The sequence below is a fragment of the Chenggangzhangella methanolivorans genome, assembly GCF_019797865.1.
GTDB classification, from domain to species: domain Bacteria; phylum Pseudomonadota; class Alphaproteobacteria; order Rhizobiales; family Methylopilaceae; genus Methylopila; species Methylopila methanolivorans.
This window is the reverse complement of the sequence record NZ_CP081869.1, coordinates 2,335,038-2,360,864: the sequence shown is the minus strand read 5'-3', so window position 1 is coordinate 2,360,864 and position 25,827 is coordinate 2,335,038. Positions and strand designations below refer to the sequence as shown.

Annotated in this window: 17 protein-coding genes, 1 other RNA gene and 6 pseudogenes; 14 read left to right on the top strand and 10 right to left on the bottom strand. The window is 69.1% G+C overall.

Annotation, left to right across the window (positions count from 1 at the left end; translation table 11 throughout):
- Positions 1–162: 162 nt before the first annotated feature.
- From infB to rimP, 4 genes are read right to left on the bottom strand one after another with little or no spacing between them, the layout of a single operon-like run.
- On the bottom strand, positions 163–2,952 hold the full coding sequence (gene infB / locus K6K41_RS12350) for a translation initiation factor IF-2 (RefSeq protein ID WP_261405281.1): 2,790 nt from the start codon (positions 2,950–2,952) through the stop codon (positions 163–165).
- A gap of 57 nt (positions 2,953–3,009) precedes the next feature.
- Positions 3,010–3,705, bottom strand: a complete 696-nt coding sequence (locus tag K6K41_RS12345; protein ID WP_261405280.1) for an RNA-binding protein — start codon at positions 3,703–3,705, stop codon at positions 3,010–3,012.
- Between the two features lie 3 nt (positions 3,706–3,708).
- A complete protein-coding gene (gene nusA, locus K6K41_RS12340; RefSeq protein ID WP_261405279.1) occupies positions 3,709–5,322 on the bottom strand; it encodes a transcription termination factor NusA in 1,614 nt (537 codons plus the stop codon).
- Positions 5,323–5,327: 5 nt separating this feature from the next.
- The gene (rimP, locus tag K6K41_RS12335; RefSeq protein WP_261405278.1) at positions 5,328–6,026 is read right to left on the bottom strand and encodes a ribosome maturation factor RimP; all 699 of its coding nucleotides are present in this window, start codon (positions 6,024–6,026) and stop codon (positions 5,328–5,330) included.
- 283 nt (positions 6,027–6,309) lie between these two features.
- Here rimP and K6K41_RS12330 point away from each other — a divergent pair, with 283 nt between their 5' ends.
- Positions 6,310–6,720, top strand: coding sequence for a diacylglycerol kinase (locus K6K41_RS12330; protein ID WP_261405277.1), 411 nt, complete (start codon positions 6,310–6,312; stop codon positions 6,718–6,720).
- Positions 6,721–6,895: 175 nt separating this feature from the next.
- On the opposite strand, the gene K6K41_RS12325 is transcribed toward K6K41_RS12330, so the two are convergent.
- From K6K41_RS12325 to ffs, 3 genes and pseudogenes are all read right to left on the bottom strand, one after another.
- On the bottom strand, positions 6,896–7,216 hold the full coding sequence (locus tag K6K41_RS12325; RefSeq protein ID WP_261405276.1) for a YbaB/EbfC family nucleoid-associated protein: 321 nt from the start codon (positions 7,214–7,216) through the stop codon (positions 6,896–6,898).
- Between the two features lie 13 nt (positions 7,217–7,229).
- A pseudogene (locus K6K41_RS12320) lies at positions 7,230–9,003 on the bottom strand (DNA polymerase III subunit gamma/tau).
- A 205-nt stretch (positions 9,004–9,208) separates the two neighbouring features.
- Positions 9,209–9,306: signal recognition particle sRNA small type (gene ffs / locus K6K41_RS12315), an RNA gene on the bottom strand.
- Positions 9,307–9,375: 69 nt separating this feature from the next.
- On the opposite strand from ffs, the gene nudC reads away from it, so the two are divergent.
- Positions 9,376–10,281, top strand: coding sequence for an NAD(+) diphosphatase (gene nudC, locus K6K41_RS12310; protein ID WP_261405275.1), 906 nt, complete (start codon positions 9,376–9,378; stop codon positions 10,279–10,281).
- 180 nt (positions 10,282–10,461) lie between these two features.
- On the opposite strand, the pseudogene K6K41_RS12305 reads toward nudC, so the two are convergent.
- From K6K41_RS12305 to K6K41_RS30990, 3 genes and pseudogenes are all read right to left on the bottom strand, one after another.
- Positions 10,462–11,345: pseudogene (locus K6K41_RS12305) on the bottom strand (prephenate dehydratase).
- Positions 11,342–12,082 carry a 3-deoxy-manno-octulosonate cytidylyltransferase gene (locus tag K6K41_RS12300; protein WP_261405274.1) on the bottom strand — a complete coding sequence of 247 codons (741 nt, stop codon included), beginning with the start codon at positions 12,080–12,082 and terminating at the stop codon, positions 11,342–11,344. Before K6K41_RS12300 ends, K6K41_RS12305 begins: the two are co-directional and overlap by 4 nt.
- 22 nt (positions 12,083–12,104) lie before the next feature.
- Positions 12,105–12,599: a hypothetical protein gene (locus K6K41_RS30990; RefSeq protein WP_487308366.1), complete on the bottom strand. Its 495-nt coding sequence runs from the start codon at positions 12,597–12,599 to the stop codon at positions 12,105–12,107.
- On the opposite strand from K6K41_RS30990, the gene K6K41_RS30985 reads away from it, so the two are divergent.
- The 12 genes and pseudogenes from K6K41_RS30985 to K6K41_RS12225 all read left to right on the top strand — a co-directional run bounded on the left by K6K41_RS30985 (position 12,584) and on the right by K6K41_RS12225 (position 25,824).
- Positions 12,584–13,855, top strand: a complete 1,272-nt coding sequence (locus K6K41_RS30985; RefSeq protein ID WP_487308365.1) for a c-type cytochrome — start codon at positions 12,584–12,586, stop codon at positions 13,853–13,855. The genes K6K41_RS30990 and K6K41_RS30985 overlap by 16 nt on opposite strands.
- Before the next feature lie 191 nt (positions 13,856–14,046).
- Positions 14,047–15,915: an extracellular solute-binding protein gene (locus K6K41_RS12280; RefSeq protein WP_261405272.1), complete on the top strand. Its 1,869-nt coding sequence runs from the start codon at positions 14,047–14,049 to the stop codon at positions 15,913–15,915.
- 167 nt (positions 15,916–16,082) lie between these two features.
- Positions 16,083–17,994, top strand: a pseudogene (locus tag K6K41_RS12270) (extracellular solute-binding protein).
- Positions 17,995–18,055: 61 nt separating this feature from the next.
- Positions 18,056–18,373, top strand: a pseudogene (locus K6K41_RS12265) (endonuclease domain-containing protein); the annotation flags it as partial.
- A gap of 172 nt (positions 18,374–18,545) precedes the next feature.
- Positions 18,546–19,661, top strand: a complete 1,116-nt coding sequence (locus tag K6K41_RS12260; RefSeq protein WP_261405270.1) for a microcin C ABC transporter permease YejB — start codon at positions 18,546–18,548, stop codon at positions 19,659–19,661.
- A gap of 309 nt (positions 19,662–19,970) precedes the next feature.
- Positions 19,971–21,170, top strand: a complete 1,200-nt coding sequence (locus tag K6K41_RS12255; protein ID WP_261405269.1) for an ABC transporter permease — start codon at positions 19,971–19,973, stop codon at positions 21,168–21,170.
- Positions 21,167–22,791 (top strand): annotated as a pseudogene (locus K6K41_RS12250) (ABC transporter ATP-binding protein). Before K6K41_RS12255 ends, K6K41_RS12250 begins: the two are co-directional and overlap by 4 nt.
- Positions 22,788–23,093: pseudogene (locus tag K6K41_RS12245) on the top strand (NUDIX hydrolase); the annotation flags it as partial. The pseudogenes K6K41_RS12250 and K6K41_RS12245, both read left to right, overlap by 4 nt.
- 109 nt (positions 23,094–23,202) lie before the next feature.
- Positions 23,203–23,418, top strand: coding sequence for an NUDIX hydrolase (locus K6K41_RS12240; RefSeq protein WP_261405919.1), 216 nt, complete (start codon positions 23,203–23,205; stop codon positions 23,416–23,418).
- Positions 23,419–23,479: 61 nt separating this feature from the next.
- Entirely contained in the window at positions 23,480–23,980 is a 501-nt protein-coding gene (locus tag K6K41_RS12235) for an MmcB family DNA repair protein (RefSeq protein ID WP_261405268.1), read from the top strand.
- Between the two features lie 183 nt (positions 23,981–24,163).
- Positions 24,164–24,553, top strand: coding sequence for a hypothetical protein (locus tag K6K41_RS12230; protein WP_261405267.1), 390 nt, complete (start codon positions 24,164–24,166; stop codon positions 24,551–24,553).
- Between the two features lie 38 nt (positions 24,554–24,591).
- Complete coding sequence (locus tag K6K41_RS12225) at positions 24,592–25,824, top strand: argininosuccinate synthase (protein WP_261405266.1); 1,233 nt, start codon at positions 24,592–24,594, stop codon at positions 25,822–25,824.
- Positions 25,825–25,827 lie beyond the last annotated feature (3 nt).

The following is a 25,827-nucleotide window of genomic DNA, read 5'->3' as shown; positions in this document are numbered from 1 at the left end:
TCAAGAGCGGCGGAAAAGAAGCGCGTGCTTCGAGACGCGGCCTGACGGCCGCTCCTCAGCATGAGGGAGGAGTCTGGTTCCTCAACGGTCCTCATCCTGAGGAGGCCCGACAGGGCCGTCTCGAAGGACGCAGTCGCTTTCCGCAGCGAGCAAGCGGGCGCCTCAGAGCGTCCGCTTCACTTCCGTGACGCGGTAGCACTCGATGACGTCGCCGGCGCGCATGTCCTGGTAGTTCTCGAACGACATGCCGCACTCGGTGCCGGCGCGGATCTCCGGCGCGTCTTCCTTGAAGCGCTTGAGCGTCGCGAGCTTGCCCTCGTGGATGACGACGTTGTCGCGGATGAGACGGACGCCCGCGCCCTTCTGCACCACGCCGTCGGTGACGAGACAGCCGGCGATCTTGCCGACCTTCGAAACCGAGAAGATCTCGAGGATCTTGGCGTTGCCGAGGAACTCCTCGCGCCGCTCCGGCGACAGCATCCCCGACATGGTCGACTTAATGTCGTCCACGAGGTCGTAGATGATGTTGTAGTAGCGGATCTCGGTGCCGGTGCGGTCGGCGGCGTCGCGCGCCTCCTTCAGCGCGCGGACGTTGAAGCCGATCACGGCCGCCTTCGAGGCCGCGGCCAGGATCACGTCGCTCTCGGTGATGCCGCCTGCGCCGGAGAGCAGGATGCGGACGCCGACCTCGTCGTTTCCGACCTTCTCGAGCGACTGGACGATCGCCTCGACCGAGCCCTGGACGTCGCCCTTGATCACGAGCGGCAGCTCCTTGCGGCCCGCCGTCTTGATCTGCGACATCATCTCCTCGAGGCCGGACACGCGCACCGTGGCGCGCGCCGCCGCCTGCTCGCGCTTCTGGCGCTGGCGATAGTCGGCGATCTCGCGGGCGCGGGCCTCGTTCTCGACCACGGCGAAGCGGTCGCCCGCCTCCGGCGCGCCGTTGAAGCCGAGGATCTCGACCGGCGTCGAGGGCAGCGCCTCGGGAACCGTGCCGCCCTTGTCGTCGACCAGCATCCGGACCCGGCCCCATTCGGAGCCAGCGACCACGATGTCGCTCTGCTTGAGCGTGCCGCGCTGCACGAGGACGGTCGCCACCGGGCCGCGGCCGCGGTCGAGCTTGGCCTCGATCACGGTGCCTTCCGCGGTGCGGTCGGCGTTGGCCTTGAGATCGAGGATTTCGGCCTGCAGCTGGATGACCTCGAGCAGCTTGTCGAGGCCGTCGCCGGTCTTGGCCGACACCTCGACCTCGAGCGTCTCGCCGCCGAGCGACTCGACCTGGATCTCGTACTGGAGCAGGTCGGTGCGCACGCGCTGCGGGTTGGCGTCTTCCTTGTCGATCTTGTTGATCGCCACGATGATCGGCACGCCGGCGGCGCGGGCGTGGTTCACGGCCTCGGCCGTCTGCGGCATGACGCCGTCGTCGGCCGCGACCACCAGCACCACGATGTCGGTCGACTTCGCGCCGCGCTGGCGCATCGCCGTGAAGGCCGCGTGGCCCGGCGTGTCGATGAAGGTGATCAGGCCGCCGAGCGGCGAGGTCACCTGATAGGCGCCGATGTGCTGCGTGATGCCGCCGGCCTCGCCCTTCACCACCTTGGTGTGGCGGATGGCGTCGAGCAGCGACGTCTTGCCGTGGTCGACATGGCCCATGATGGTGACGACCGGCGGACGCGAGGTCTGCGCGCCCTCGGCGTCGGGGGCGTCGAACAGGCCTTCCTCGACGTCGGACTCGGCCACGCGGCGAACCGTGTGGCCGAGCTCCTCGGCGATCAGCTGGGCTGTGTCGGCGTCGATCAGCTCGTTGATCTTCTTCATGACGCCCTGCTTCATCAGCAGGCGCACGACGTCGACCGCGCGCTCCGACATGCGGTTCGCCAGTTCCTGAACGGTGATCGTCTCAGGCACCACCACTTCGCGGATCAGCTTCTCCTTGGGCTCCTGATGGCCCTTGCCGGACATGCGCTGCACGCGGCGGCGGTAGGACGCGACCGAGCGGGTGCGCTCCTCCGCGCCGCCGGTCGCGGCCGTGATGGTGAGGCGCGTGCGCTCCTTGGGAGCGCCCGCGGCGGCGCGGGCCGGAGCGCGCTGCTCGGGCTTGGCGGGCGTCGAGGGGCGCGAGGCACCGCCGCCGGGCCGGCGCACGGCGCGCATCGGCTCTTCGCTCTCGGGCGTGGTCGCAGGACGGCGGAAACCGCCGCCGGGACCGGCGGGCGCGCCGGCGGGACGCGGCGGACGGGCGCCGGCCGGGCCCGAAGGCCGGTCGCCGGGGCGCGCCGGACGGGCGTTGTCGGTGTGGCGGAACACCTGGGTCTCGGTCGGGCGGGCCGGCGCGGCAGGCCTCGGCGCGGCGTCGCGCTGGCGGTCGCGGGGCCGCTCCGGAGCGGCGGGGGCTGCGGCCGCCTCGGCGGGGGCGGTCTCCTCGCCAAGGCGACGGGAGGCCTCGACCTCCGCGCGGCGCTTGGCTTCCTCGTCGGCCGCGCGGCGAGCGTCTTCCTCGCGCTTGCGGGCTTCGGCCTGGAGACGCTCGCGCTCTTCGTTGGCCTCGCGGATGATCCGCGCGCGGGCGTCGGCCTCGGCGCGCTTGCGCTCGGCTTCGGCCTCGACCGCCTTGGCGCCTGCAAGCGCCTGGGCGCGGGCGCCCACCTCGTTGTTCGTCAGCGTGCGCAGCACGACGCCGGGGCTCGACGGCCGCTGGGGCGCGGGCTTCGGCGCGGCCGGAGCGGGGGGCGCCGCGGGGGCCTGCGGCTGGGGCGCGGGCGCGCTCGCCTGGCCCGCCGGCTTTTCGCCCGGGGACAGCACGCGCCGCTTCACCTTTTCGACGACCACGGCGTTCGTCCGCCCATGGCTGAAGCTCTGCTTCACCAGGCCGGACTCCGTCCGACCCTTCAGCGTCAGCGTCTTGGGGGAAGCCGTCAAAGTCTTGTCGCCGGTAGTCTTCGTATCCGTCATGCCCTGTCCGTTCTTACGGGCTCCCGCCCGAACCTCAGTTCGACGGCCGGGCGTGCGTCACGCCGGGCCAAGCCCATCGTTCATGCCTAGATAGCGCGCATATGCGTCGCATCGCGCGAGAAAGGCGGCGCTGACGGGGCCTGCGAGCAGCGCTGCATGTACCACATTCGACCGCCCCAACGCCAAGTCCAATTGCGGACCCTGGAACAGCCGCACGACCGGCGTGTCCGAAGACATGCCGAGCCGCCTCAAAACCTGTCCGAGCTTGCGAACGCCGTCTTCGCTGGCCTCGCTCGCCTCGATCAACGCGACGACGTTCTCTTTCGAGAGCGCCGCCTCGACTTTGGCGAAGCCCGTGATCACGAGCCCCGCCTTGTTCGCAAAGCCGAGCAGCCCGAGCGCGGAGCGCCCGATCAGCCCGGCCACCTGCTCGTCGATCGCGGGATCGACGGTCGCGGGCTCCTTGAAGCCGCGCGAAAAGGCCTTCTTCTTCACCGCGAGGCGAACGGCCTCTCGCGACGCCGTCACCCACACGCCCCGGCCGGGAAGCTCTCGCTTCAGGTCGGGGACCACCGTTCCGTCCGGCGCCCGGACGAAGCGGATAAGCTCGCCGACCGCCTTGACCTCCCGGGTCGCCACGCAGGTGCGCTCGGGCGCCCTGCGGTCGTCCTTCTCAGGCCCGGCGGGCCGAGCCGGCGCGTCGTCCTCGACCGCAGTCGGGTCCTCGTCCTCCATCGGCTGCCCCGCGGCCACGCATCACGCCTGCGCCGCCTCGGCCTCCGCTTCTTCGCCTTCCGGCGCGGGCGCAGGAGCAGGAGCGAGATCGGCCTCGGTGATCCAGCCCGCCTTGAGGCGCGCCTGCATGATCATGCTTTCGGCCTCGTCGCGCGAGACCTCGAAACCGTCGAGCGCGCCGGCCTCGCGGCGGGGCTCGGGACCCGAGCGGTCGATCCAGCCGACGAGGTCGTCAGTGGCGCAGCCCGCGAGGTCCTCGACGTTCTTGATGTCGTTCTCGCCGAAGGCCACCAGCATCGCGGTGGTGACGCCGGGAACCTCCTTGAGCTCGTCCTCGACGCCGAGCTCACGACGCTTCATGTCGTGCTCCGCCTCGATGCGGGCAAGATGGTCGACGGCGCGGTTCTGCACTTCCGCCGCCATGTCCTCGTCGAAACCTTCGATCGAGGCGAGCTCCATGATCTCGACATAAGCGAGATCCTCGATCGAGGTGAAGCCCTCGGCCGCGAGCAGCTGGCCGAGCGTCTCGTCGACGTCGAGCGCGTCCATGAAGAGCTGCGAGCGGGAGACGAACTCCTTCTGGCGGCGCTCGCTCTCCTCGGCCTCGGTCAGGATGTCGATGTCCCAGCCGGTGAGCTGCGAGGCCAGACGCACGTTCTGGCCGCGGCGGCCGATGGCGAGCGAGAGCTGGTCGTCGGGAACCACCACCTCGATCTTCTCGGAGTCCTCGTCGAGCACGACCTTGACGACCTGCGCCGGCTGCAGCGCGTTCACGATGAAGGTCGCGGCGTCGAGGTTCCACGGGATGATGTCGATCTTCTCGCCCTGGAGCTCCTGCACCACGGCCTGGACGCGCGAGCCGCGCATGCCGACGCAGGCGCCGACCGGATCGATCGAGCCGTCGCGCGAGATCACCGCGATCTTGGCGCGCGAGCCCGGGTCGCGGGCCACCGCCTTGATCTCGATCACGCCGTCATAGATCTCCGGCACTTCCTGGCCGAAGAGCTTGGCCATGAACTGCGGATGGGTGCGCGAAAGGAAGATCTGCGGCCCGCGCGGCTCGCGGCGCACGTCGTACACATAGGCGCGGACGCGGTCGCCGACGCGGAACAGCTCGCGCGGCAGCAGCTCGTCGCGGCGCACGATCGCCTCGCCGCGGCCAAGATCGACGATGACGTTGCCGTATTCGACGCGCTTGACGAGGCCGTTGACGATGTCGCCGATGCGGTCCTTGTACTCCTGGTACTGGCGGTCGCGCTCGGCGTCGCGGACCTTCTGCACGATCACCTGCTTGGCCGACTGCGCCGCGATGCGGCCGAAGTCGAAGGGCGGCAGGGTCTCGGCGATGTAGTCGCCGGTCTGCGCCGCCGGGTTCTTGCGGCGGGCGTCGTCGACCGAAATCTCGATGTTGTCGTTGTCGACCGCGTCGACGACGAGCATCAGGCGCGACAGGCGGATCTCGCCGGACTTCGGGTTGATCTCGGCGCGGATCTCGGTCTCCTGGCCGTAGCGCGATTTCGCGGCCTTCTGGATCGCGTCCTCCATCGCTTCGAGCACGATGGACTTGTCGATCACCTTGTCGCGGGCGACGGCTTCGGCGATCTGCAGAAGCTCGAGCCGGTTGGCGCTGACCATTGCGGTTATCTCCGTCCCTTTTCGGGTCCTTTGTCGGCCTTGGGGCCGTCGGTCTTCTGCGGCGCGTCGTCCGTTTCGGCGACGTCGTCGGCATCCTCGGGCGCGCGGCCGGCGGCCTTCGCGCGGCGCAGCGCCTCTCGGATCAGTTCGTCGGTGAGCACGAGGCGGGCTTCCGCGACGTCGCGGATCGGCAGCTTCACGCGCGCCGGCTCGTCCTTCTTGGCGTCGTCGCGGCGGAACAGGGCGAACTCGCCCTCCGCGCCCTCGATCACGCCCTTGAAGCGCTTCCGGCCCGCGACCGGAGCCTCCATCTCGATCTTGGCGATGTGGCCGGCCCAGCGGGCGAAATCCGTGACGCGCACGAGCGGCCGGTCGATGCCGGGCGACGACATCTCGAGATTGTAGGCGCGGTCGATCGGATCCTCGACGTCGAGCACCGGGGAGATCGCCTTCGAGGCGACCTCGCAGTCCTCGACCGTGAAGGTGCCGTCGGCGCGCTCGGCCATGATCTGCAGCGTGTAGCCGTCGCGGCCCGACGATTTGACGCGCACGAGCCTGAACCCGAGGTCCATCAGCGTCGGACCGACGATCGCGGCCACGCGCGCGTCGACCCCGCTCTCTGTCACGAGGCGGGGTTCGTCCAGGGGGCTGTCGACGTCGGCGGCGATGCCGGCTGCAACGAGATCCGAGATGGTCGGCTCCAAAGGGTAAAGCGCGTTTGGGGCGGGCCCTTCCGGACCCACCCTCGAAAGGCTCAACCGAGCCGATCGACGATGTCATTGAGTGAGGTCGATATACGCAAGGCGGGCGGGAATCGCAAGTCGGGGACACGCGCCGTCCCGGACCGCCGCAAGGCGGACCCGGGATCGCGACCCTGGAAAGGCGCCTCTTTCTGAAAGACGATCGGCCGGGATGACGCCCCTCGTCGCTTTGACGAGGCGCGTGGACGAGGCTAGCGGTGCGCCGTCATCATCAGGAGCTCTTCCCATGCCCGACGTCCGTTCGATCTGCGCCATTGGCCTGCGCGGCCAGATGGGGCTCAACGGCGTGCTGCCGTGGGAAGGCGAGCAGCATCCGGAGTTCATCGCCGACGTCGCGCGGTTCTTCGACATCACCCGCGGCCATGTGCTGATCGCGGGCGAGAAGACGATCACGGCGATCCCGGAGTTCGCGCGTCACGACCGGACGCTGTTCGTGATCCGCCGCTCGATGGATCCCGCGCAGGTGCTGGCGCAGTTTTCCGACCGCGTCGTCTATGTGGGCGGCGGGCCGGTGGCCTGGGGCGTCTACGCGCCCTTCATCCGCCACTGGGACATCAACCGGCTGCCCTACGACGGCGAGGCCGACCGCTGGTTCGACCCGCAGTGGCTCGTGGCGGGCGGCGCGGCGGCGGTGTGAAGCCTGCATCGGCGAATTGCGTGCTTCGAGACGCCCCGGCTTTTCGCCGAGGCTCCTCAGCATGAGGAACGTCGGGGCGCTGCAGAACTCTAACGGCCCTCATGCTGAGGAGCCCGCGCGAGCGGGCGTCTCGAAGCACGCAGTCGATCGATGAAGGGCTCTCTCTAGCCGATCGTCAGAACAGCTTCATGCCGGGAGGGATCGGGAGACCCGCGGTCAGCCCCTGCATCTTCTCCTGCATCGCGGCCTCGGCCTTGTTGCGGGCTTCGGTGTGGGCGGCCACGATCAGGTCCTCGACGATCTCGGCCTCGTCGGGCTTCAGCAGGCTCGGATCGAGCTTGATCCCGACGAGCTGTCCCTTGGCCGTCAGCCTGACGGTCACGAGGCCGCCGCCGGACGAGCCCTCGACCACCACCTGGTCGAGCTCGCTCTGGGCCTCCTGCATCTTCTGCTGGAGCTCCTTGGCCTTGGCCATCATGCCCATGAGGTCGCGCATCAAAGATCCTTCGTCAGAGGTCGTCGTCGTCTTCGACCGGAGGTAGGGCCTCGGCGCCGGCGGCGTCAACGGCGGCCGCTTCCGGCTCCTCGGCGCGCACGCGGATGTCGACGATCTTGGCGCCGGGCGCGCGCTCCAGAATGGCGCGGACATGCGGATGGGCCTGGACGCCGGCCATCAGCGCGGCCTCCTCGGCCTGTTCGCGCTCCTGGATGGTGGGCGCGCCTTCGCCCGAAACCACCGAGACCATCCAGCGCTGGCCGGTCCATTCCTGCGCCTTCTTCGCGATCGCGCCCGCGAGGTCGGGCGGAGCGTCGGCGGTCGGCTGGAATTCGAGCCGACCGTCCTCGAAGCGCACCACCCGCACGTGCCGCGACATCTGCGTCTGCAGGATGATGTCGCGGTGCTTGGTGGCGAGCGCGACGAGATCCTCGAAGCGCTGCAGGCGGATCCACGGCTCGGCCTCGGCGCGCGCCGCTGGCCGCGAATAGGCCTGCGGCGCCTGGGCGCTCTCCGGCGCGCGGGCGGCCGCGAAGGCGGGGCTCGCGCGGCCGGCTCCCGGGCCCATCGGCTCGGGGGCGGGATGGCCGCCCGAGGGGCCCGACGGCGGGCGGGGCGCGTCGTCGCCGCCCTGGCGTGCGAGCGCCCTCAGGGCCTCGTCGGGGGTCGGCAGGTCGGCGGCGTAGGCGAGGCGCACCAGAACCATGTCGGCGGCCTGCGCGGGCTTCACCGCGACCTGCGTCTCCGAAATGCCCTTCAGCAGCATCTGCCAGGCGCGCGAGAGCGCGCGCATCGACAGCTTGTCGGCGAACTCCTTGCCGCGCAGCCGCTCGCTTTCGGAGAGCGCCGGGTCGTCGGCGGCCTTCGGCGCGAGTTTTATCCGGGTGACGAGATGCACGGTCTCGGCGAGGTCGGCGAGCACGGCCGCGGGCTCGGCGCCGGCGTCGTGGCTCGCGCGGAAACCGTCGAGGGCGGCGGCCGCGTCGCCGCGCATCACGGCGTCGAAGAGGTCGAGAACGCCGCCGCGGTCCGCGAGGCCGAGCATCGCGCGCACGGCCTGCGCCTCGACGCGGCCCTGCCCATGGGCGATCGACTGGTCGAGCAGCGAGAGCGCGTCGCGCACCGAGCCCTCCGAGGCGCGGGCGATGACGGCGAGCGCCTCGTCCTCGATCGCGACCTCCTCGGCCGCGGAGATCTTTGCGAGATGCGCCGTCATCTCCTCGGCCTTCACGCGGCGGAGCGAGAAGCTCTGGCAGCGCGAGAGCACCGTCACCGGCACCTTGCGGAGTTCGGTCGTGGCGAACACGAACTTCACATGCGGCGGCGGCTCCTCGAGCGTCTTCAGGAACGCGTTGAAGGCGCTCGTGGAGAGCATGTGGACTTCGTCGATGATGAAGACCTTGTAGCGCGCCATCACGGGCGCGTAGTGCACGGTCTCCAGGATGTTGCGCACGTCCGCGACGCCGGTGTGGGAGGCGGCGTCCATCTCCACCACGTCGACGTGGCGCGACTCCATGATGGCGTCGCAGTGGACGCCCTTCTCCGAGAGGTCGACCGTCGGGCCGCCCTGTCCGCCTTCCGTCTCGTTTGAGCGCGCGCGCGAGGATGCGGGCCGTCGTGGTCTTGCCGACGCCGCGCACGCCCGTGAGGATCCAAGCCTGCGCGATGCGGCCGGAGGAGAAGGAGTTCCGGAGCGTGCGGACCATCGGCTCCTGGCCGATCAGGTCCTCGAAGCGCTGGGGGCGGTATTTTCGGGCGAGGACGCGGTAGGGGACGGGAGCGGTCATGCGCGGCGGACGCGAGCTGCGCGCGTCGGGACGCCCGCCGACGCGGGCTCCTCGGCTTGAGGAGCGGCGAGGGTCTCGGAAATCATCGCCCTGTCGGGACGGTTCGCCAGCAATCCAACGGTCCTCATGCTGAGGAGGCCCGAAGGGCCGTCTCGAAGCACGCAGGCCGTCGCCGCTTGCGGCAAGAGCCTCGCGATGGGCGAAAGGTGGGAGGCCGGTCGACGACCCGTGAAGGTCTCGTTAGGGCTGCTTCCTTTCGGACCTGACCCGGTTGGCGAGGAACACGCCCATCGCCAACCTCCCGGGCGCTATATGGCCCCGCGGCGGCCCCCCGCGCAAGGGCGGCGGCGGCGCCGATCAAGGGAACTTCGCATGAGCGACGAAACGCCCGAGCTCGGTTATGCGCGGATGCGCATGGACCGCATGGCGGAAAAGCGCGACGACGCCGCCTTCGTCGAAGCAGAGGCCGCGCGGGACGACGCGCGGTTTCTCGCCTTCGCCGGAGACGCGCTGGTGATGGCGGGCGAGGACGGCGGGCCCCTGCTCGACGCCGCCGCGCTGTCGGCGCTCGGGCCCTCGTCGCGCGCCGCCTATCTCGGCCGCCATCACGGCGCGCCGCGATTCGCCGCCAGCCTGACCGACGCGCCCGGCGACGACGACCTTCCGGCCTCGGACCTGCGCGCGCTCGCGGTCGAGGCACGGCTCGCCGGCGAGGCGCTCGCGCTCGGCGGCTACGCCAAGAGCATGGCGGCCTGGCACGCCCGCCACCGGTTCTGCGCCAATTGCGGCTCTGCGACCGACGCCGCGCCGGGCGGATGGCGGCGCGTCTGCGCCTCCTGCGGGGCGCTGCATTTTCCGCGCGTCGATCCGGTGGCGATCATGCTGGTGACGCGGGGCGACAGGTGCCTGCTCGGCCGGCAGGCGCGGTTTCCGCCCGGCATGTGGTCGTGCCTCGCGGGTTTCGTCGAGCCCGGCGAGACGGTGGAGGACGCGGCCCGCCGCGAGATCAAGGAAGAGGCGGGGCTCGACGTCGGCCCCGTGGCTTACGAGCTGTCGCAGCCCTGGCCGTTTCCCTCGCAGCTGATGCTGGGGGTGAGCTGCGAGGCGCTGTCGGACGAGATCACGCCGGACTTCGAGGAGCTCGAGGACGCCCGCTGGTTCGCCCGCGACGAGGCGGCCCTGATGCTGGCGCGCACGCATGGCGACGGGCTGTTCGCCCCGCCGCCGTCGGCGATCGCGCATCACCTGCTGAGGCGGTTCGTCCAGAGAGGCGGGTGAACCCACCCCTGTCCTTGTCCCGGACGTGATCCGGGACCCAGAACCGATGGGCGTTCCGAGAAGGGCGGCCCGGGTTCGGCGGTCGCTTCTGAAGCGGCGTCGGTTCTGGGTCCCGGATCACGTCCGGGACAAGGCGGCGGCCCCGCGCGGGCATGAGGGAAAGGGCGGGGTCGGCGCCCGTCACCGCCGAAGCGCGGCTTCCGTCTCCAGCGCCCGCGCGGCGATGCGGAACTCGTGGGCCTCGTAGACGCCCAGAATCGCGAGCTCGGAGGAGAAGAACTTCAGCTCGTCCAGCGCGCGCTTCAGGCCGGCGTCCTTCGGGTGCCCCTCGACGTCGGCGTAGAACTGCGTCGCGGTGAACTTGCCCTCGAGCTGGTAGCTCTCGAGCTTCGTCATGTTGACGCCGTTGGTCGCGAAACCGCCGAGCGCCTTGTAGAGCGCGGCCGGCAGGTTCTTCACCTTGAACACGAAGGTCGTCACCGTCAGCCCGCGGCCGGGCTTGGCCCAGTCCTTGGCGCGCGACAGCACCACGAAGCGGTGGTGTTGTTGGCGAAGTCCTCGATGTCTCGGGCGAGGATCTCGAGCCCGTACTCCTGCGCCGCAAGCGTCGAGGCCAGCGCCGCGCGGGTCGGATCGCCCGCGTCGCGGATCTCGCGGGCGGAGCCGGCCGTGTCGGCGCCGATGAGCGGCGTCAGGCCGAGCTTCCTCAGCGTGCCGCGGCACTGGCCGAGCGCCTGCACGTGGCTCTGGACGGTTTTCACCGTGTCGAGCGTCGCGCCCTGCACCGCCATCAGCTGGTGATGGATCGGCATGAAGTACTCGCCGATGATGTGGAGGCCCGCGGACGGCATCAGGTGGTGGATGTCGGCCACACGGCCGTTCGCCGAGTTCTCGATCGGGATCATGCCGAGCGCGCAGTCGCCGGAGGCGACCGCCGCGAGCGCGTCCTCGAAGCTCGCGCAGGGGACGGGCTCCATGTCCGGATAGACGTTGACGCAGGCGAGATGCGAATTCGCCCCGGCTTCGCCCTGATAGGCGATGCGGCCGCTTACAGCGGTGCTCATGACCGGGCTCCCGGCGCGAGCATCTCGCGGGCGCGCTCCAGATCCTCGTGGGTGTCGACCCCGAGCGGCGTCACGTCGACCTTCACGGCGTCGATCCGCATGCCGGCCTCGAGCGCGCGGAGCTGCTCCAGCTTCTCGCGGATCTCGAGCGGGGAGGGCGGCAGCTTCACGAAGCGCTCCAGCGCCTCGCGGCGGTAGCCGTAGAGGCCGATATGATGGAAGAGCGGGCCGGGGCCCGTCGGCGCCGTGGCGCGCGTGAAGTAGAGGCAGCGGAAGCGGCCGGGCGAGGTCTCGGTCCCGACCATCTTCACGACGCTCGGGGCGGTCTTCTCCTCCTCGCGCGTGATCTCGGCGACGAGCGTCGCGATGTCGACCTCCGGATCGGCGAGCGGCGCGAGACAGGCGCGGATCGCCTCCGGCTCGATCGTCGGCAGGTCGCCCTGCACGTTCACGATTACGTTGAAATCGCGGTCCGGATCGAGCGCCTCGAGCGCCTCGTGGATGCGGTCGGAGCCTGACGGATGGTCCGGCCGGGTCATCACCGCCTGGCCCCCGGCCGCGACCACGGCCTCGGCGACTTCGTCGGAATCGGCCGCCACCACCACCGTCCCGACGCCGGCCTCGACGGCCCTGCGCCACACGTGGACCACCATGGGTTCGCCGTGGATGTCGGCGAGCGGCTTCCTCGGAAGGCGGGTCGCGGCGAGCCGCGCCGGAACAAGCACGAGAGGGCGCATCGGAGCGCGGACTGTAGGCATCCTAAATCCAGACAAGCGGTGATTTTCGAGCCGGGACCGAGGGTTGGGAAATCAAGCCCTCAGCATAAGGTAGCAATGTGTCGCGGTCATAGCTGAGTTGCGACGCCGGATCAAAAGCGGTTAGCGTGCCGCCCGCCTTAGCGGGCCTGCCTTCGGCTCGCCCGCGCCAATGAAAACAATCAGGGACGGGACGCGCCGGCGGCGACGACGCTGCGGTCGGCGGACAGCCGGAGCGGAAATGGACACGTTTAAACTGAACAAGATCGCGGGCGCGGTGCTCGGCACGCTGACCGTATTGCTCGGCGTCAACGTGCTCGTCGAAGAAGTCTTCCACCAGAAGAAGCCCGAAAAGCCCGGCTACGAGGTCGCGGAGAAGAAGGAAGGCGGCGAGGCCGCAGGCGGCGGCGCAGCCGCGCCCGCAGGCGCGCTGGCGCTCCTTGCTTCGGCCGATCCGGCCAAGGGCGAGCAGTCGTCCAAGAAGTGCGCGGCCTGCCACTCCTTCGGCAAGGGCGAGCCCGCCAAGGCCGGCCCGAATCTCTACGGCGTCATCGGTCTGAAGCACGCCCACATGGAGGGCTTCGGCTATTCGGACGCCATGAAGAAGACCGCGGACAAGACGTGGGACTTCGAGAACATGGACCACTGGCTGGAGAACCCGAAGGGCTACATCCAGGGCACCACGATGGCGTTCATGGGCGTGAAGGATCCGCAGCGCGCGAACCTGCTCGCTTATCTCAACAAGAACTCCGACAAGCCGCTCGACCTGCCGAAGGTCGAGGCCAAGCCGGCGGCTGCCGGCGGCGCCCCGGCGGCGGGCGGCGGGCGGCCAAGGTCGCGGCGGCCGATCCGGCCAAGGGCGAGCAGGCGGCGAAGAAGTGCGCGGCCTGCCACTCCTTCGACAAGGGCGGCGCGGCCAAGGCCGGCCCGAACCTCTACGGCATCGTCGGCCTGAAGCACGCCCACATGGAGGGCTTCAGCTACTCCGACGCCATGCAGAAGACCAAGGACAAGACCTGGGACGTCGAGAATCTCGGCCACTGGCTCGAGAGCCCGAAGAACTACATCCCCGGCACCACCATGGCGTTCATGGGCGTCAAGAACGAGGACGAGCGCGCGGCGCTGGTCGCTTATCTCAACAAGAACTCTGACAAGCCGGCCGATCTCGGCGGCGCCGCGGCGCCTGCCGCCGGCGGCGAGAAGAAGACGGAAGCGCCGGCCGCCGCCCCGGCTCCCGCCGGGGAGCAGAAGGCCGCGGAAGCCAAGCCCGCCGAGCCGGCCAAGCCTGCCGAAACGGCCAAGCCCGCGGCTCCGGCCGAAGCCGCCAAGCCCGCCGAGCCGGCCAAACCCGCCGACCAGGCGGCGGCTCCTGCGGCTCCCGCTGCCAGCGGCGACGTCGTGAAGCTGCTCGCCTCGGCCGACGTCGAAGCCGGCAAGACCGCGACGGAGGCCCAGTGCGCGATGTGCCACAGCCTCAACAAGGGCGGCGAGACGATCGCGGGCCCGAACCTCTACGGAATCGTCGGCATGAAGCACGGCCACATCGCCGACTTCGAATATTCCGACGAGTTCAAGAAGCACGAGCAGGGCCCGTGGGACTTCGCGCTGCTGGACAAGTGGCTGGAAGACCCGGCGAAGGCCGTGCCCGGCACGATGATGGCGTTCCCGGGCGTGAAGGACGCGCAGGAGCGCGCCAACATCATCGCGTTCCTGAACAAGAACTCCGACAGCCCGGCCCCGATCCCCGGCAAGTGAGCCGATCGGCCTTGAGCTGACGATCTGACGGCCGGGCGGCGACGCCCGGCCGTTTTGCTTCTGGCCGCCTCACGATCGCGTCACGACGGCGCGCCGTCGCTCACACGTCTGGCGCGCCTCCTCTTTCGCGACATAATGCGGGACCAGACGGTTCTTCTCGTCGCGCCATCCGAGGACAAGCCCGCCCGCTCATGACGTTCCGCCTCGCCGCCGCCCTTCTCGCCGCCACGCTCGCGACCCTGCCCGCCGCGGCCCAGTCGCCCGGCGGGGCTCCGGGCGCAGGCGAATGGCGGCACGGGCTGTCGCTGCTCGGGGACGTGAAGTACCCGGCGGACTTCAAGCATTTCGACTATGTGAACCCGGACGCGCCCAAGGGCGGGACGGTCCGGCTCGGCGCGCTCGGCACCTTCGACAGCCTCAACGCCTTCGTGCCCAAGGGCAACGAGGCCGCCGGCCTCAACCTCCTCTACGACACGCTGATGACCGACGCGCTCGACGAGCCGGCGACCGAATACGGGCTGATCGCCGAAAGCGTGCGCTACCCGGCCGACTATTCCTCGGTCACCTATCGGCTGCGCCCCGAGGCGCGCTTCAACGACGGCTCGCCGGTGACGGCCGAGGACGTGGTCTGGTCGTTCGAGACGCTGAAGCGCATCGACCCCATGCGCTCCCGCTACTATCACGACGTCGCCAAGGCCGAGATCACGGGCGAGCGCGAGGTGACGTTCACCTTCGCAGGGCCCGGCAACCGCGAGCTGCCGCAGATCACCGGCCAGATCCCGATCCTGCCCAAGAAATTCTGGGAGGGGAGCGACGAGCAGGGCCGCAAGCGCAACATCGAGGAAGGCACGCTCGACAAGCCGCTCGGCTCCGGTCCCTATCGCGTGAAGGCCTTCGCGCCGGGCCGCTGGATCTCCTACGAGCGCTCTCCGGACTATTGGGCCGCCAAGCTTCCGGCGCGCGTCGGGATCTACAATTTCGACGAGATGCGCTTCGACTACTACCGCGACTCGACCGTGCTGGTGGAGGCCTTCAAGGGCGACCAGTTCGACTATCGCGAGGAGAACAGCGCCAAGAACTGGGCGACGGCCTACGCGTTCCCGGCGGTTCAGCAGAAGAAGGTGCTGCTGGAGAAGTTCGTCGACAGCCAGTCGGGCCGGATGCAGGGCTACGCCTTCAACATCCGCCGCGACAAGTTCAAGGACCCGCGGGTGCGCCGGGCCTTCAACCTGGCGTTCGACTTCGAGGAGATCAACAAGTCGATCATGTTCGGGCAGTACGTCCGGATCGACAGCTACTTCTACGGCACCGACCTCGCGTCGAAGGGCCTTCCGGAAGGCCGCGAGAAGGAGATCCTCGAAAGCGTCAGGGACAAGATCCCGGCCGAGGTCTTCACGAGCGCGTACAAGAACCCGGTGGGCGGCTCGCCCGAAAAGGCGCGCGAGAATCTGCGCGAGGCCGTGCGGCTGCTGAAGGAAGCGGGCTGGACCGTCTCGCGCGAGGGCGGCAAGGCGGCGCTCAAGAACGAGAAGGGCGAGGCGTTCAAGGTCGAGTTCATCTATGGCGACCCGACCGGCGAGCGGCTGCTCAGCTTCTACAAGCCGGCGCTCGAACGCCTCGGCGTCGAGGTGACGATGCGCCTGCTCGACGACAGCCAGTACATCAACCGCATCCGCAGCTTCGACTTCGACATGGTGACGGTCGGCTGGGGCCAGTCGCTGTCGCCCGGCAACGAGCAGCGCGACATGTGGGGAAGTTCTTCGGCCGACGTCTCGGGCTCGCAGAACTTCGTCGGAATTAAGGATCCGGGCGTCGACGCGCTGATCGACAAGATCATCTTCGCCAAGGACCGCGACGATCTCACCGCCGCGGCCCGCGCGCTCGACCGCGTGCTGCTCGCGCACAATTACGTGGTGCCGCAGTTCACGAGCATCGAGGACCGCACCGCCCGCTGGGACCGCTTCTCGCGCCCCGCCAAGCTTCCGCCGCGCGGCGCGATGTTCCCGACCGTCTGGTGGTGGGACGCCGAGAAGGCCAAGGCCGTCGGGGGCCGCTCATGAGCGGCCGAAACAGCGCCTCCTGTTCCCCTCCCCCTTGCGGGGAGGGGTTAGGGGTGGGGGTGGCTCAGAACGGAGCGCCGCCGGCGCCGCTCGACGCCGAACCCCTCGCCTCATCCGGAGCCACCCTCACCCTCCCCGCAAGGGGGAGGGGGGCGGAGACGTCGCGTCTGACGAGCACTCGCCGCGAAGCGCTGCTCTACGCCGGCGCGGCGGCGGCCTTCGGGCTCTTCCCCCGCGCCGCCCGCGCGCAAGCCGAGGGCGCTCCTGCCGCCCCTGCGGCCGCGGACGGCGACCCGAAGGCGTTCGGCCCCGAGCGCCACGGTCTCTCGGCCTTCGGCGAGCTGAAATACGCGCCCGACTTCACGCGGTTCGACTATGTGCGCGCCGACGCCCCCAAAGCGGGATCGTTCAGCACCTATCCGGCCACGACCTCGCTCAACCAGAGCCTCACCACCTTCAACACGCTGAACGCCTACATCCTCAAGGCGACGGCGCTCAAGGGATGGGCCTCACCTTCGACACGCTGATGGCGCGCCCAATGACGAGCCGGACGCGCTCTACGGGCTTGTCGCGAAGTCGGTCGCGGTCTCGGGCGACGGGCTCGCCTATCGCTTCGCGCTGCGCCCCGAGGCCCGCTTCCACGACGGCTCCAGGCTCACGGCCGAGGACGTGAAATGGTCGCTGGAGACGCTGAAGGCCAAGGGCCATCCACTGGTGGCGCAGGCGATCCGCGATCTCGAAACAGTGGAGGTCGAGGGCGAGCACGTGTGCGTGCTGCGGCTCTCTCCCAAGCGCACCCGCGACCTGCCGCTCCAGTTGGTCGCCCTCCCGATCTTTTCCAAAACCTACTACTCGAAGAAGTCGTTCGACGAGGCGACGCTCGAGCCGCCGCTTGGCTCCGGTCCCTACAAGGTCGGGCGCGTGGAGCAGGGGCGCCTGATCGAGTTCAACCGGGTCGCCGACTACTGGGCCAAGGATCTTCCTGTGAACGTCGGCCAGAACAATTTCGAGCGCGTCCGCTTCGAGTTCTATCGAGATCGCGACGTCGCCTTCGAGGCGTTCAAGGCCAAGGCCTATCTCTTCCGCGAGGAGTTCACGTCCCGCACCTGGGCGACCGGCTATGAGTTTCCCGGCGTGCGCGAAGGCAAGGTGAAGCGCGAAACCCTGCCCGACATTACCGCTTCGGGCGCTCAAGGGTGGTACTTCAACCTGCGGCGCAAGAAGTTCCAGGACGTTCGGGTGCGGAAGGCATTGAACCTCGCTCTCGACTTCGAATGGATGAACCGCAACCTGATGTTCAACGCCTACAAGCGCACGGTCTCGGTGTTCCAGGGCGCGCCCGAGATGATGGCGACGGGCAAGCCGGAAGGGCCTGAGCTCGCGCTGCTGGAGCCGTTCCGCGGCAAGGTGCCGGACGAGGTGTTCGGCGAGCCCATCGTCCCGGCGATCGCCGACGGCTCGGGGCAGGACCGGAAGCTGCTGCGTGAGGCGGCGGGGCTGCTGCGCGAAGCCGGCTACACGGTGAAGGACGGACAGGCGACCAACGCTGCGGGCGAGGCGCTGACCATCGAGTTTCTCGAGTTCGACAAGGGGCTCGACCCGCACGTCTCGAAGTTCATTTCGAACCTGAAGGTGCTGGGCGTCGCGGCCAACATTCGCCTTGTCGACGCCGCGCAATATCAGCAGCGCACCAACAATTTCGACTACGACGTCATCAGCCGGCGACTTACGATGTCGGACACCCCCGGTGAAGGCCTGAGGCAGATCTATGCGTCGGAGTCCGCGAGCCTCCCCGGTTCGCAGAACGCCTCCGGGATCGCCGATCCCGCCGTGGACGCGCTCGTGGAGAAGATCGTCGCGGCGACATCGCGCGAGAAGCTCAACCTCGCCTGCCGCGCGCTCGACCGGGTGCTGCGCTCGCTCGTCAGCTGGGTGCCGGCCTGGAACAAGGACACGCACACGCTCGCCTACTGGGACGCGTTTGGCCATCCGGCCGAGAAGCCGCGTTACGCGAGAGGCGCGCCGGAAACCTGGTGGTGGGACGAGCAGAAAGCCGCCGCCGCAGGGGTGAAGGCGTGAGCGGCGCGACGCCATCCCCCTCTCCCTTGCGGGGAGGGGTTAGGGGTGGGGGTGGCTCAGAATGAGGCGCGACGCCGAAGATGCGCGCCCTTGGGCGACGACGGCCGCCGCTCCTACACCGGTCATCACGCGACTTGCGCGCGCCCACAGAAGTCGGCCGACTGACGCTGAGAAGAAGCTCTGGCGTCTGCTGCGCGGCCTCGAACTCGAGGGCACGCACTTCCGGCGTCAGGTCGTCATCGGCGGTTACATCGCCGATTTCGCGTGCCGCCGCGCGAAGCTTGTCATCGAAGTCGATGGCGGCCAGCACTGCGAAAGCGTCACCGACGTCGCGCGCACGGCTGAGATGGAGGCGCTCGGCTGGCGCGTGCTACGGTTCTGGAACAATGAGGTTTTGCTCAATCCTCAAGGCGTTCGGGAATTGGTCGTCGAAGCCCTTCGATCGAACGTCGGCGCCTCTTTCGGGACCACCCACCCCCGACCCCTCCCCGCAAGGGGGAGGGGGGAACGGCGAGGCCGCTGCTGGCTCTTTCCGCGAGGCTCAGCTTTAAGTGCTCGCCTATGTCCTCCGCCGCATCGCGCTGATGATCCCGACGCTGCTCGGGATCATGCTCGTGTCCTTCGTCATCATCCAGTTCGCGCCCGGCGGACCGGTGGAGCGGGTGATCGCGCAGGTGACCGGGCAGGGCACGGACGCGACCGCCCGCGTCTCGGGCGGATCCGGCAACGACCTCCAACGCTCCGGCGACGTCCAGCGCGGCGGCTCGAACGACCCGATCAACTCGAAATATCGCGGCGCGCAGGGGCTCGACCCGGAATTCATCAAGCAGCTCGAAAAGCAGTTCGGCTTCGACAAGCCGGCGCCCGAGCGCTTCGCCAAGATGATCCGGGACTACGCCCGCTTCGACTTCGGGCGCTCCTATTTCCGCGACATCGACGTCGTCGACCTCATTCTCGAGAAGATGCCGGTGTCGATCTCGCTCGGCCTCTGGATGACGCTCATTTCCTACATGATCTCGGTGCCGCTCGGCGTCGCCAAGGCCGTGCGCGACGGCTCGCGCTTCGACGTCTGGACGTCGAGCGTCATCGTCATCGGCTACGCGATCCCGGGCTTCCTGTTCGCCATCCTGCTGATCGTGCTGTTCGCCGGCGGCACTTTCCTCGACTGGTTCCCGCTGAGAGGCCTGACCTCTGACAACTGGGACCAGCTCTCGCTCTGGGGGAAGGCGGTGGACTACGCCTGGCACATGGCGCTTCCGCTGACCGCGCTCGCGATCTCGGCCTTCGCCACCACGACGCTGCTAACGAAAAACTCGTTCCTGGACGAGATCCGCAAGCAGTATGTCCAGACCGCGCGCATGAAGGGCCTGACCGAGAACCAGGTGCTCTACGGCCATGTGTTCCGCAACGCGATGCTGATCCTGATCGCGGGCTTCCCGGGCGCCTTCATCGGCGCGTTCTTCTCCGGCGCGCTGCTGATCGAGACGATCTTCTCGCTCGACGGGCTGGGGCTCCTGGGCTTCGAGTCGATCGTCAACCGCGACTATGCGGTCGTGTTCGCCAATCTCTATATCTTCTCGCTGCTCGGCCTCGTGGTCGCGCTGATTTCGGACCTCTCCTACATGTGGGTCGATCCGCGGATCGACTTCGAGACGCGGGAGGTGTGATGCGGGTCCGGTCGCTCACCGCCGAACTGCGTGCTTCGAGACGCGGCCTTTCGGCCGCTCCTCAGCATGAGGGAGGGGTGTGGACCCTGAACGGTCCTCATGCTGAGGAGCCGTCCGCAGGACGGCGTCTCGAAGCACGCAATTTTCGGCAGGTGCGCCCATGAGCGGCGCCCCCTCCCTCCTTGTCCCGGACTTGATCCGGGACCCAGACGCGTCGAGGTCGAAGGATAAGACGCGGACGGTCGTGACTGCTGGAGTAACGCTGTCGGTTCTGGGTCCCGGATCAAGTCCGGGACGAGGGCTGCGCCCATGACCGACGCCATCGCATCTCCGCCGCCGACGCCCGGTTCCGCCCCGGTCCCGGCGCCCCGCGGAAAGCTCTCGCCCATCAACCGGCGGCGATTCGCGAATTTCCGCGCGAACGGCCGTGGCTGGCACTCGTTCTGGCTGTTCCTCGCGCTGTTCTTCGTCAGCCTGTTCGCGGAGTTCATCGCGAACGACAAGCCGTTCCTCGTGAAATATGACGGCGCCTTCTACACGCCCGCGCTGACCTCCTATTCGGAGACGACCTTCGGCGGCGACTTCGAGACCGAGGCCGACTATCGCGACCCCTATCTGCAGGATCTGATCAAGAAGTCGGGCGGCTGGATGGTGTGGCCGCCGGTGCGCTACTCCTACGACACGATCAACCTGAACCTGCCCACTCCTGCGCCCTCGCCGCCCACCTGGCTGCTCGACGACGCGACCTGCGCCAAGGCCGCGGCCGACCGCACGCCCGAGGGCGACGCCGCCAAGGCCGACGCCGCGGCGCCGCGGGCGAAATCCTGCGCCGACATCGAGTGGAACTGGCTCGGCACCGACGACCAGGGCCGCGACGTGTTCGCGCGCCTGCTTTACGGGTTCCGGCTCTCGGTGCTGTTCGGCCTCGCGCTCACCGTGCTGTCGTCGGTGATCGGCGTCGCGGCCGGCGCCGTGCAGGGCTATTTCGGCGGCTGGACCGACCTGTTGTTCCAGCGCTTCATCGAGATCTGGACCTCGGTTCCGACGCTCTACCTGCTCATCCTGTCCTCGGTGCTGGCGCCGAGCGTCTGGGTGCTGCTGTTCATCCTGCTGCTGTTCTCGTGGGTCGCGCTCGTCGGCGTGGTGCGGGCGGAGTTCCTGAGGGGCCGCAACTTCGAATATGTGCGCGCGGCGAAGGCGCTCGGCGTCTCGAACGGCGCGATCATGTTCCGCCATCTGCTGCCCAACGCGATGGTGGCGACGCTGACCTTCATGCCCTTCATCCTGTCGGGCTCGATCACGACGCTGACAGCGCTCGACTTCCTCGGCTTCGGCCTGCCGCCGGGCTTCCCCTCGCTCGGCGAGCTGCTGGCGCAGGGCAAGTCGAACCTCCAGGCGCCATGGCTCGGCGTGTCGGGCTTCATGGTCATCGCCGTGATGCTGTCGCTGCTGATCTTCGTCGGGGAGGCCGTGCGCGACGCCTTCGACCCGCGGAAGACGTTCCGGTGACCGCTCCCCTGCTCTCTGTCCGGGATCTCTCGGTCGACTTCGCCGTCGAGGGCGGGCGCTCGCGGTCGACCGGGTCTCGTTTGATCTCGCCAAGGGCGAGACGCTCGCGCTTGTGGGCGAAAGCGGGTCGGGCAAGTCCGTCACCGCGCTCTCGGTCGTGCGGCTCCTGGCCTATCCGGCCGCCGGCCACCCCTCGGGCGAGATCCTGTTCAACGGCGAGGATCTGCTGAAGGTCTCGGAGAAGGCGCTCCGCAAGGTGCGCGGGGCCGACATCTCCATGGTGTTCCAGGAGCCGATGACCTCGCTCAACCCGCTCCACACGATCGAGCGGCAGATCGGCGAGATCCTTTCGGTTCATCGCGGCTGGTCGAAGGAGAAGTGCCGGGCGCGCACGCTCGAGCTGCTCGCCCAGGTCGGCATCCCCGAGCCCGAGACGCGGCTCGGCTCGTTCCCGCACCAGCTGTCGGGCGGCCAGCGCCAGCGCGTGATGATCGCGATGGCGCTCGCCAACGAACCCGACCTGCTGATCGCCGACGAGCCCACCACCGCGCTCGACGTGACCGTGCAGGCGCAGATCCTGGCGCTGCTGAAGGAGCTGCAGGGCCGGCTCGGCATGGCGATGCTGTTCATCACCCACGACCTCGGCATCGTGCGCAAGATCGCCGACCGGGTCTGCGTGATGACGAAGGGCAGGATCGTGGAGCACGGCGAGACCGCGCGCGTCTTCTCCTCGCCCGAGCACGACTACACCAAGAAGCTGCTGGCCGCCGAGCCCAAGGGCCTGCCGCCGGCCGCCGACGCCGATGCGAAGGCGCTGGTCGAGGTCGCGGACCTCAAGGTCTGGTTCCCGATCAAGCGCGGCTTTCTGCGCCGGACCGTCGGCCATGTGAAGGCGGTGGACGGCGTCTCGCTGACGCTGCGCGAAGGCCAGACCGTCGGCGTGGTTGGCGAGTCCGGCTCGGGCAAGACGACGCTCGGCCTGGCGATCCTGCGGCTCATCTCGAGCGAAGGCCGCATCGCGTGGCTCGGGCAGGACATCTCCGGCTTCGGCTCGGCGGAGATGCGCCCGCTGCGCAAGAACATGCAGGTCGTCTTTCAGGATCCCTACGGCTCGCTCAGTCCCCGCATGACGGTGCTCGACATCGTGGCGGAGGGCCTCGGCGTGCAGGGCGCGCGGCTGAAGGCTGCGCAAAAGCGCGAGACGGTGGCGCGCGCGCTCGCCGACGTCGGGCTCGACCCGGCCTCCATGGACCGCTACCCGCACGAATTCTCCGGCGGCCAGCGCCAGCGCATCGCGATCGCCCGGGCGCTGGCGCTCGAGCCCTCGTTCATCGTGCTCGACGAGCCGACGAGCGCGCTCGACATGTCGGTGCAGGCGCAGATCGTCGACCTCCTGCGCGCGGTCCAGGCGCGGAGGAAGCTCGCCTTCCTGTTCATCAGCCACGATCTCAAGGTCGTGCGCGCGCTCGCCAACGAGGTGGTGGTGATGCGCAACGGCAAGGTGGTGGAGGCCGGCCCCGCGGCGCGGGTGCTGAAAAGCCCCGAGACCGACTACACCCGCGCGCTGCTCGCCGCCGCCTTCGACGTGGCGGCGGATCCGGGAAAGGCTGCGGCGCAATGAGCGACGAGGACCTCTTCGCCGCGCGACCCTCGCCCGCCGTGGTGGAGGGGCCAAGGCTCCTGTTCGACGGCTATCGCCGGCTCGAGGGCTGGCGCGCGAGGCTGCAGGCGGGCGAGCGCGGCGAGATCGTGCAGGAGCGCGAGGTGCTGCGCGGCGGCCCTTGCGTCGCCGTGATCCCGGTCGATCTCCGGCGGGGCGAACTCGTGCTGATTCGCCAGTTCCGCCTGCCGGCGCATCTGGCCACCGGCGCCGGCGACCTCGTCGAGGTGGTGGCGGGGCGCGTCGAGCCGGGCGAGGACCTCGAGGCGGCGGCGCGACGCGAGCTCATGGAGGAGACCGGCCTGTCGGCCGGCCGAAATCACGCCGCTGTTCTCGTTCCTGCCGACGCCGGGCATCGTCGACGAGCACGCCATGGTGTTTCTTGCCGAAGTCTCGTCGGAAAACCTGCCGTCGGAGGCTGGAGCCGCCGACGAGCGCGAGCTCACCCGCCCCTTCGCCGCCCCGATCGCCGCCGCCGTCGCCGCGCTCGACGACCCGCGGCCGCGCAACGCCTATCTGCTGATCGCGCTGCAATGGCTCGCGCTCAATCACGAAAGACTCCCTGAGATCCTTGGGCGCGCGCGATAGCGCCCGGCGCTGGCGTCCCTCGACGCTTGCGCCGTTCTCTTTTCGTGCCATACTCGAACGTATGGAGAACATCGACGCCCAGTCGCTGATCGGAGAGGACGCGCGGACCGTGTCGGCGACGACGTCGCTCTCGGGCGTCGCGGCCTCTCTCGCCCGGGGCGTCTGCCGGTACTTCTCCGCCGCCGGCTTTGGCTGCCTACTGGAGACGCCGTTGCGGTCGGGCCGGCGCGCGGACGTCATGGCGCTCGGGCCGAAGGGCGAGATCGTCATCGTCGAGATCAAGTCCGGCCCGCAGGATTATCGCACCGACAAGAAATGGCGGGACTACGCCGAGTTTTGCGACCGGTTCTACTTCGCGGTGGGGCGCGACTTTCCGCAGGCGCTCATTCCGCAGGAGACAGGGCTCATCCTGGCCGACCGCTACGGCGCGGCGGCGATTCGCGACGGGCCGTCGCATCCGCTCGCCGGCGCGCGGCGCAAGGCCGTCACGCTGCGTTTCGCGCGGCTCTCGGCCCTGAGGCTTCAGGCGGTCTCGGATCCCGAGGCGATGAAGGTTTTGTGAAGGCCGGAAACCTCTTCGCCTTATTTCGCCGCCCGAATGTCTCAATTCGGCGCGGTCCGCCGCAAATGCTTGAGTCAACGGTGATTCGAAGCCGCGCGTCGTGACCAAAGACACGACGGCCCGCGACGAACGCTTTCCTTTTCTTTCGCGTCGCCTCGATCGAGGGGCGATGGAGCCATGGTCATGTCCAACGACGACGTCAATGCGGTGGTTCTTCGTCTCGCCGTCACGCTGCAGCGCGGCGAGGATTCCGGCGCGGTCTTCACGGCGCTGATCGGCGCCGCGGCGACCGTCGCGGCCGATCTCGGGCTTGGCGACGAGACGCCGGACGAGCTGAAGCGCGCGATCGAATCCGTGATGGGCGCATGGGGATCTCCGCGCCGTCCGCCGCGCGGCTCAGGAGGCCGGCGCGACCGTCATCCCCTTTCGACCCGCCCGCGTCGCCTGAGGGGGCCGGATCTGGCTGACAGGAGGGGCCGAGCAGGCGCTCGGCAGGGCGCCGGGCGGGCGCGGAGGGCCGCGGGCGACGCGCGCGGCCTCGGAGGGGCTTGCCCCGCGGACGTCGGTGGCTAGAGTGCGCGCTCCTTGAAGTCCCCCGCACCGGAACCGAAATGTCCGAAGTCAAGCGCGTGAAGAAGGTCGTGCTCGCCTATTCCGGCGGTCTCGACACCTCCGTCATCCTCAAATGGCTGCAGACCACCTATGGCTGCGAGGTGGTGACGTTCACCGCCGATCTCGGCCAGGGCGAGGAGCTGGAGCCCGCGCGCAAGAAGGCCGAGCTGCTCGGCATCAAGCCGGACAACATCTTCATCGACGATCTGCGCGAGGAGTTCGTCCGCGACTTCGTCTTCCCGATGTTCCGGGCGAACGCGGTCTATGAGGGCCAGTATCTGCTGGGCACCTCGATCGCGCGGCCGCTCATCGCCAAGCGCCAGATCGACATCCTGCGCGCCACCGGCGCGGACGCCGTCTGTCACGGCGCGACCGGCAAGGGCAACGACCAGGTCCGCTTCGAGCTCAGCTACTACGCGCTCGAGCCCGACGTGACGGTGATCGCGCCGTGGCGCGAGTGGGACCTCACCTCGCGCACGCGCCTCATCGAGTTCGCCGAGCAGCACCAGATCCCGATCTCGAAGGACAAGCGCGGCGAGGCGCCGTTCTCGGTCGACGCCAACCTGCTGCACTCCTCGTCCGAGGGGAAGGTGCTCGAGGATCCCGAGCTCGCCGCGCCCGAAGACGTCCACATGCGCACCATCTCGCCCGAGGACGCGCCCGACCAGCCGACGCTCGTTCAGATCGGCTTCGAGAAGGGCGACGCGGTCTCGATCGACGGCGAGGCCCTGTCGCCCGCGTCGCTGCTCACCCGCCTCAACGAACTCGGCAGGGCCAACGGCATCGGCCGCCTCGACCTCGTCGAGAACCGCTTCGTGGGCATGAAGTCGCGCGGCGTCTACGAGACGCCCGGCGGCACGATCCTTCTCGCGGCCCATCGCGCGATCGAGTCGATCACGCTTGACCGCGGCGCCGCGCACCTCAAGGATGAGCTAATGCCGCGCTATGCGGAGCTCATCTACAACGGCTTCTGGTTCTCGCCCGAGCGCGAGATGCTGCAGGCCGCGATCGACCACAGCCAGTCCGGGGTGACGGGAACGGTGCGGCTCAAGCTCTACAAGGGCAACGTCATCGTGCAGGGCCGGTCGAGCCCGAATTCGCTCTATGACCAGGAGCTGGTGACGTTCGAGGACGGGGCCGTGGCCTACGACCACCGCGACGCCGCCGGCTTCATCAAACTCAACGCGCTGCGGCTTCGCACCCTCGCCGCGCGCCGCAACCGCGAACGCTGATCG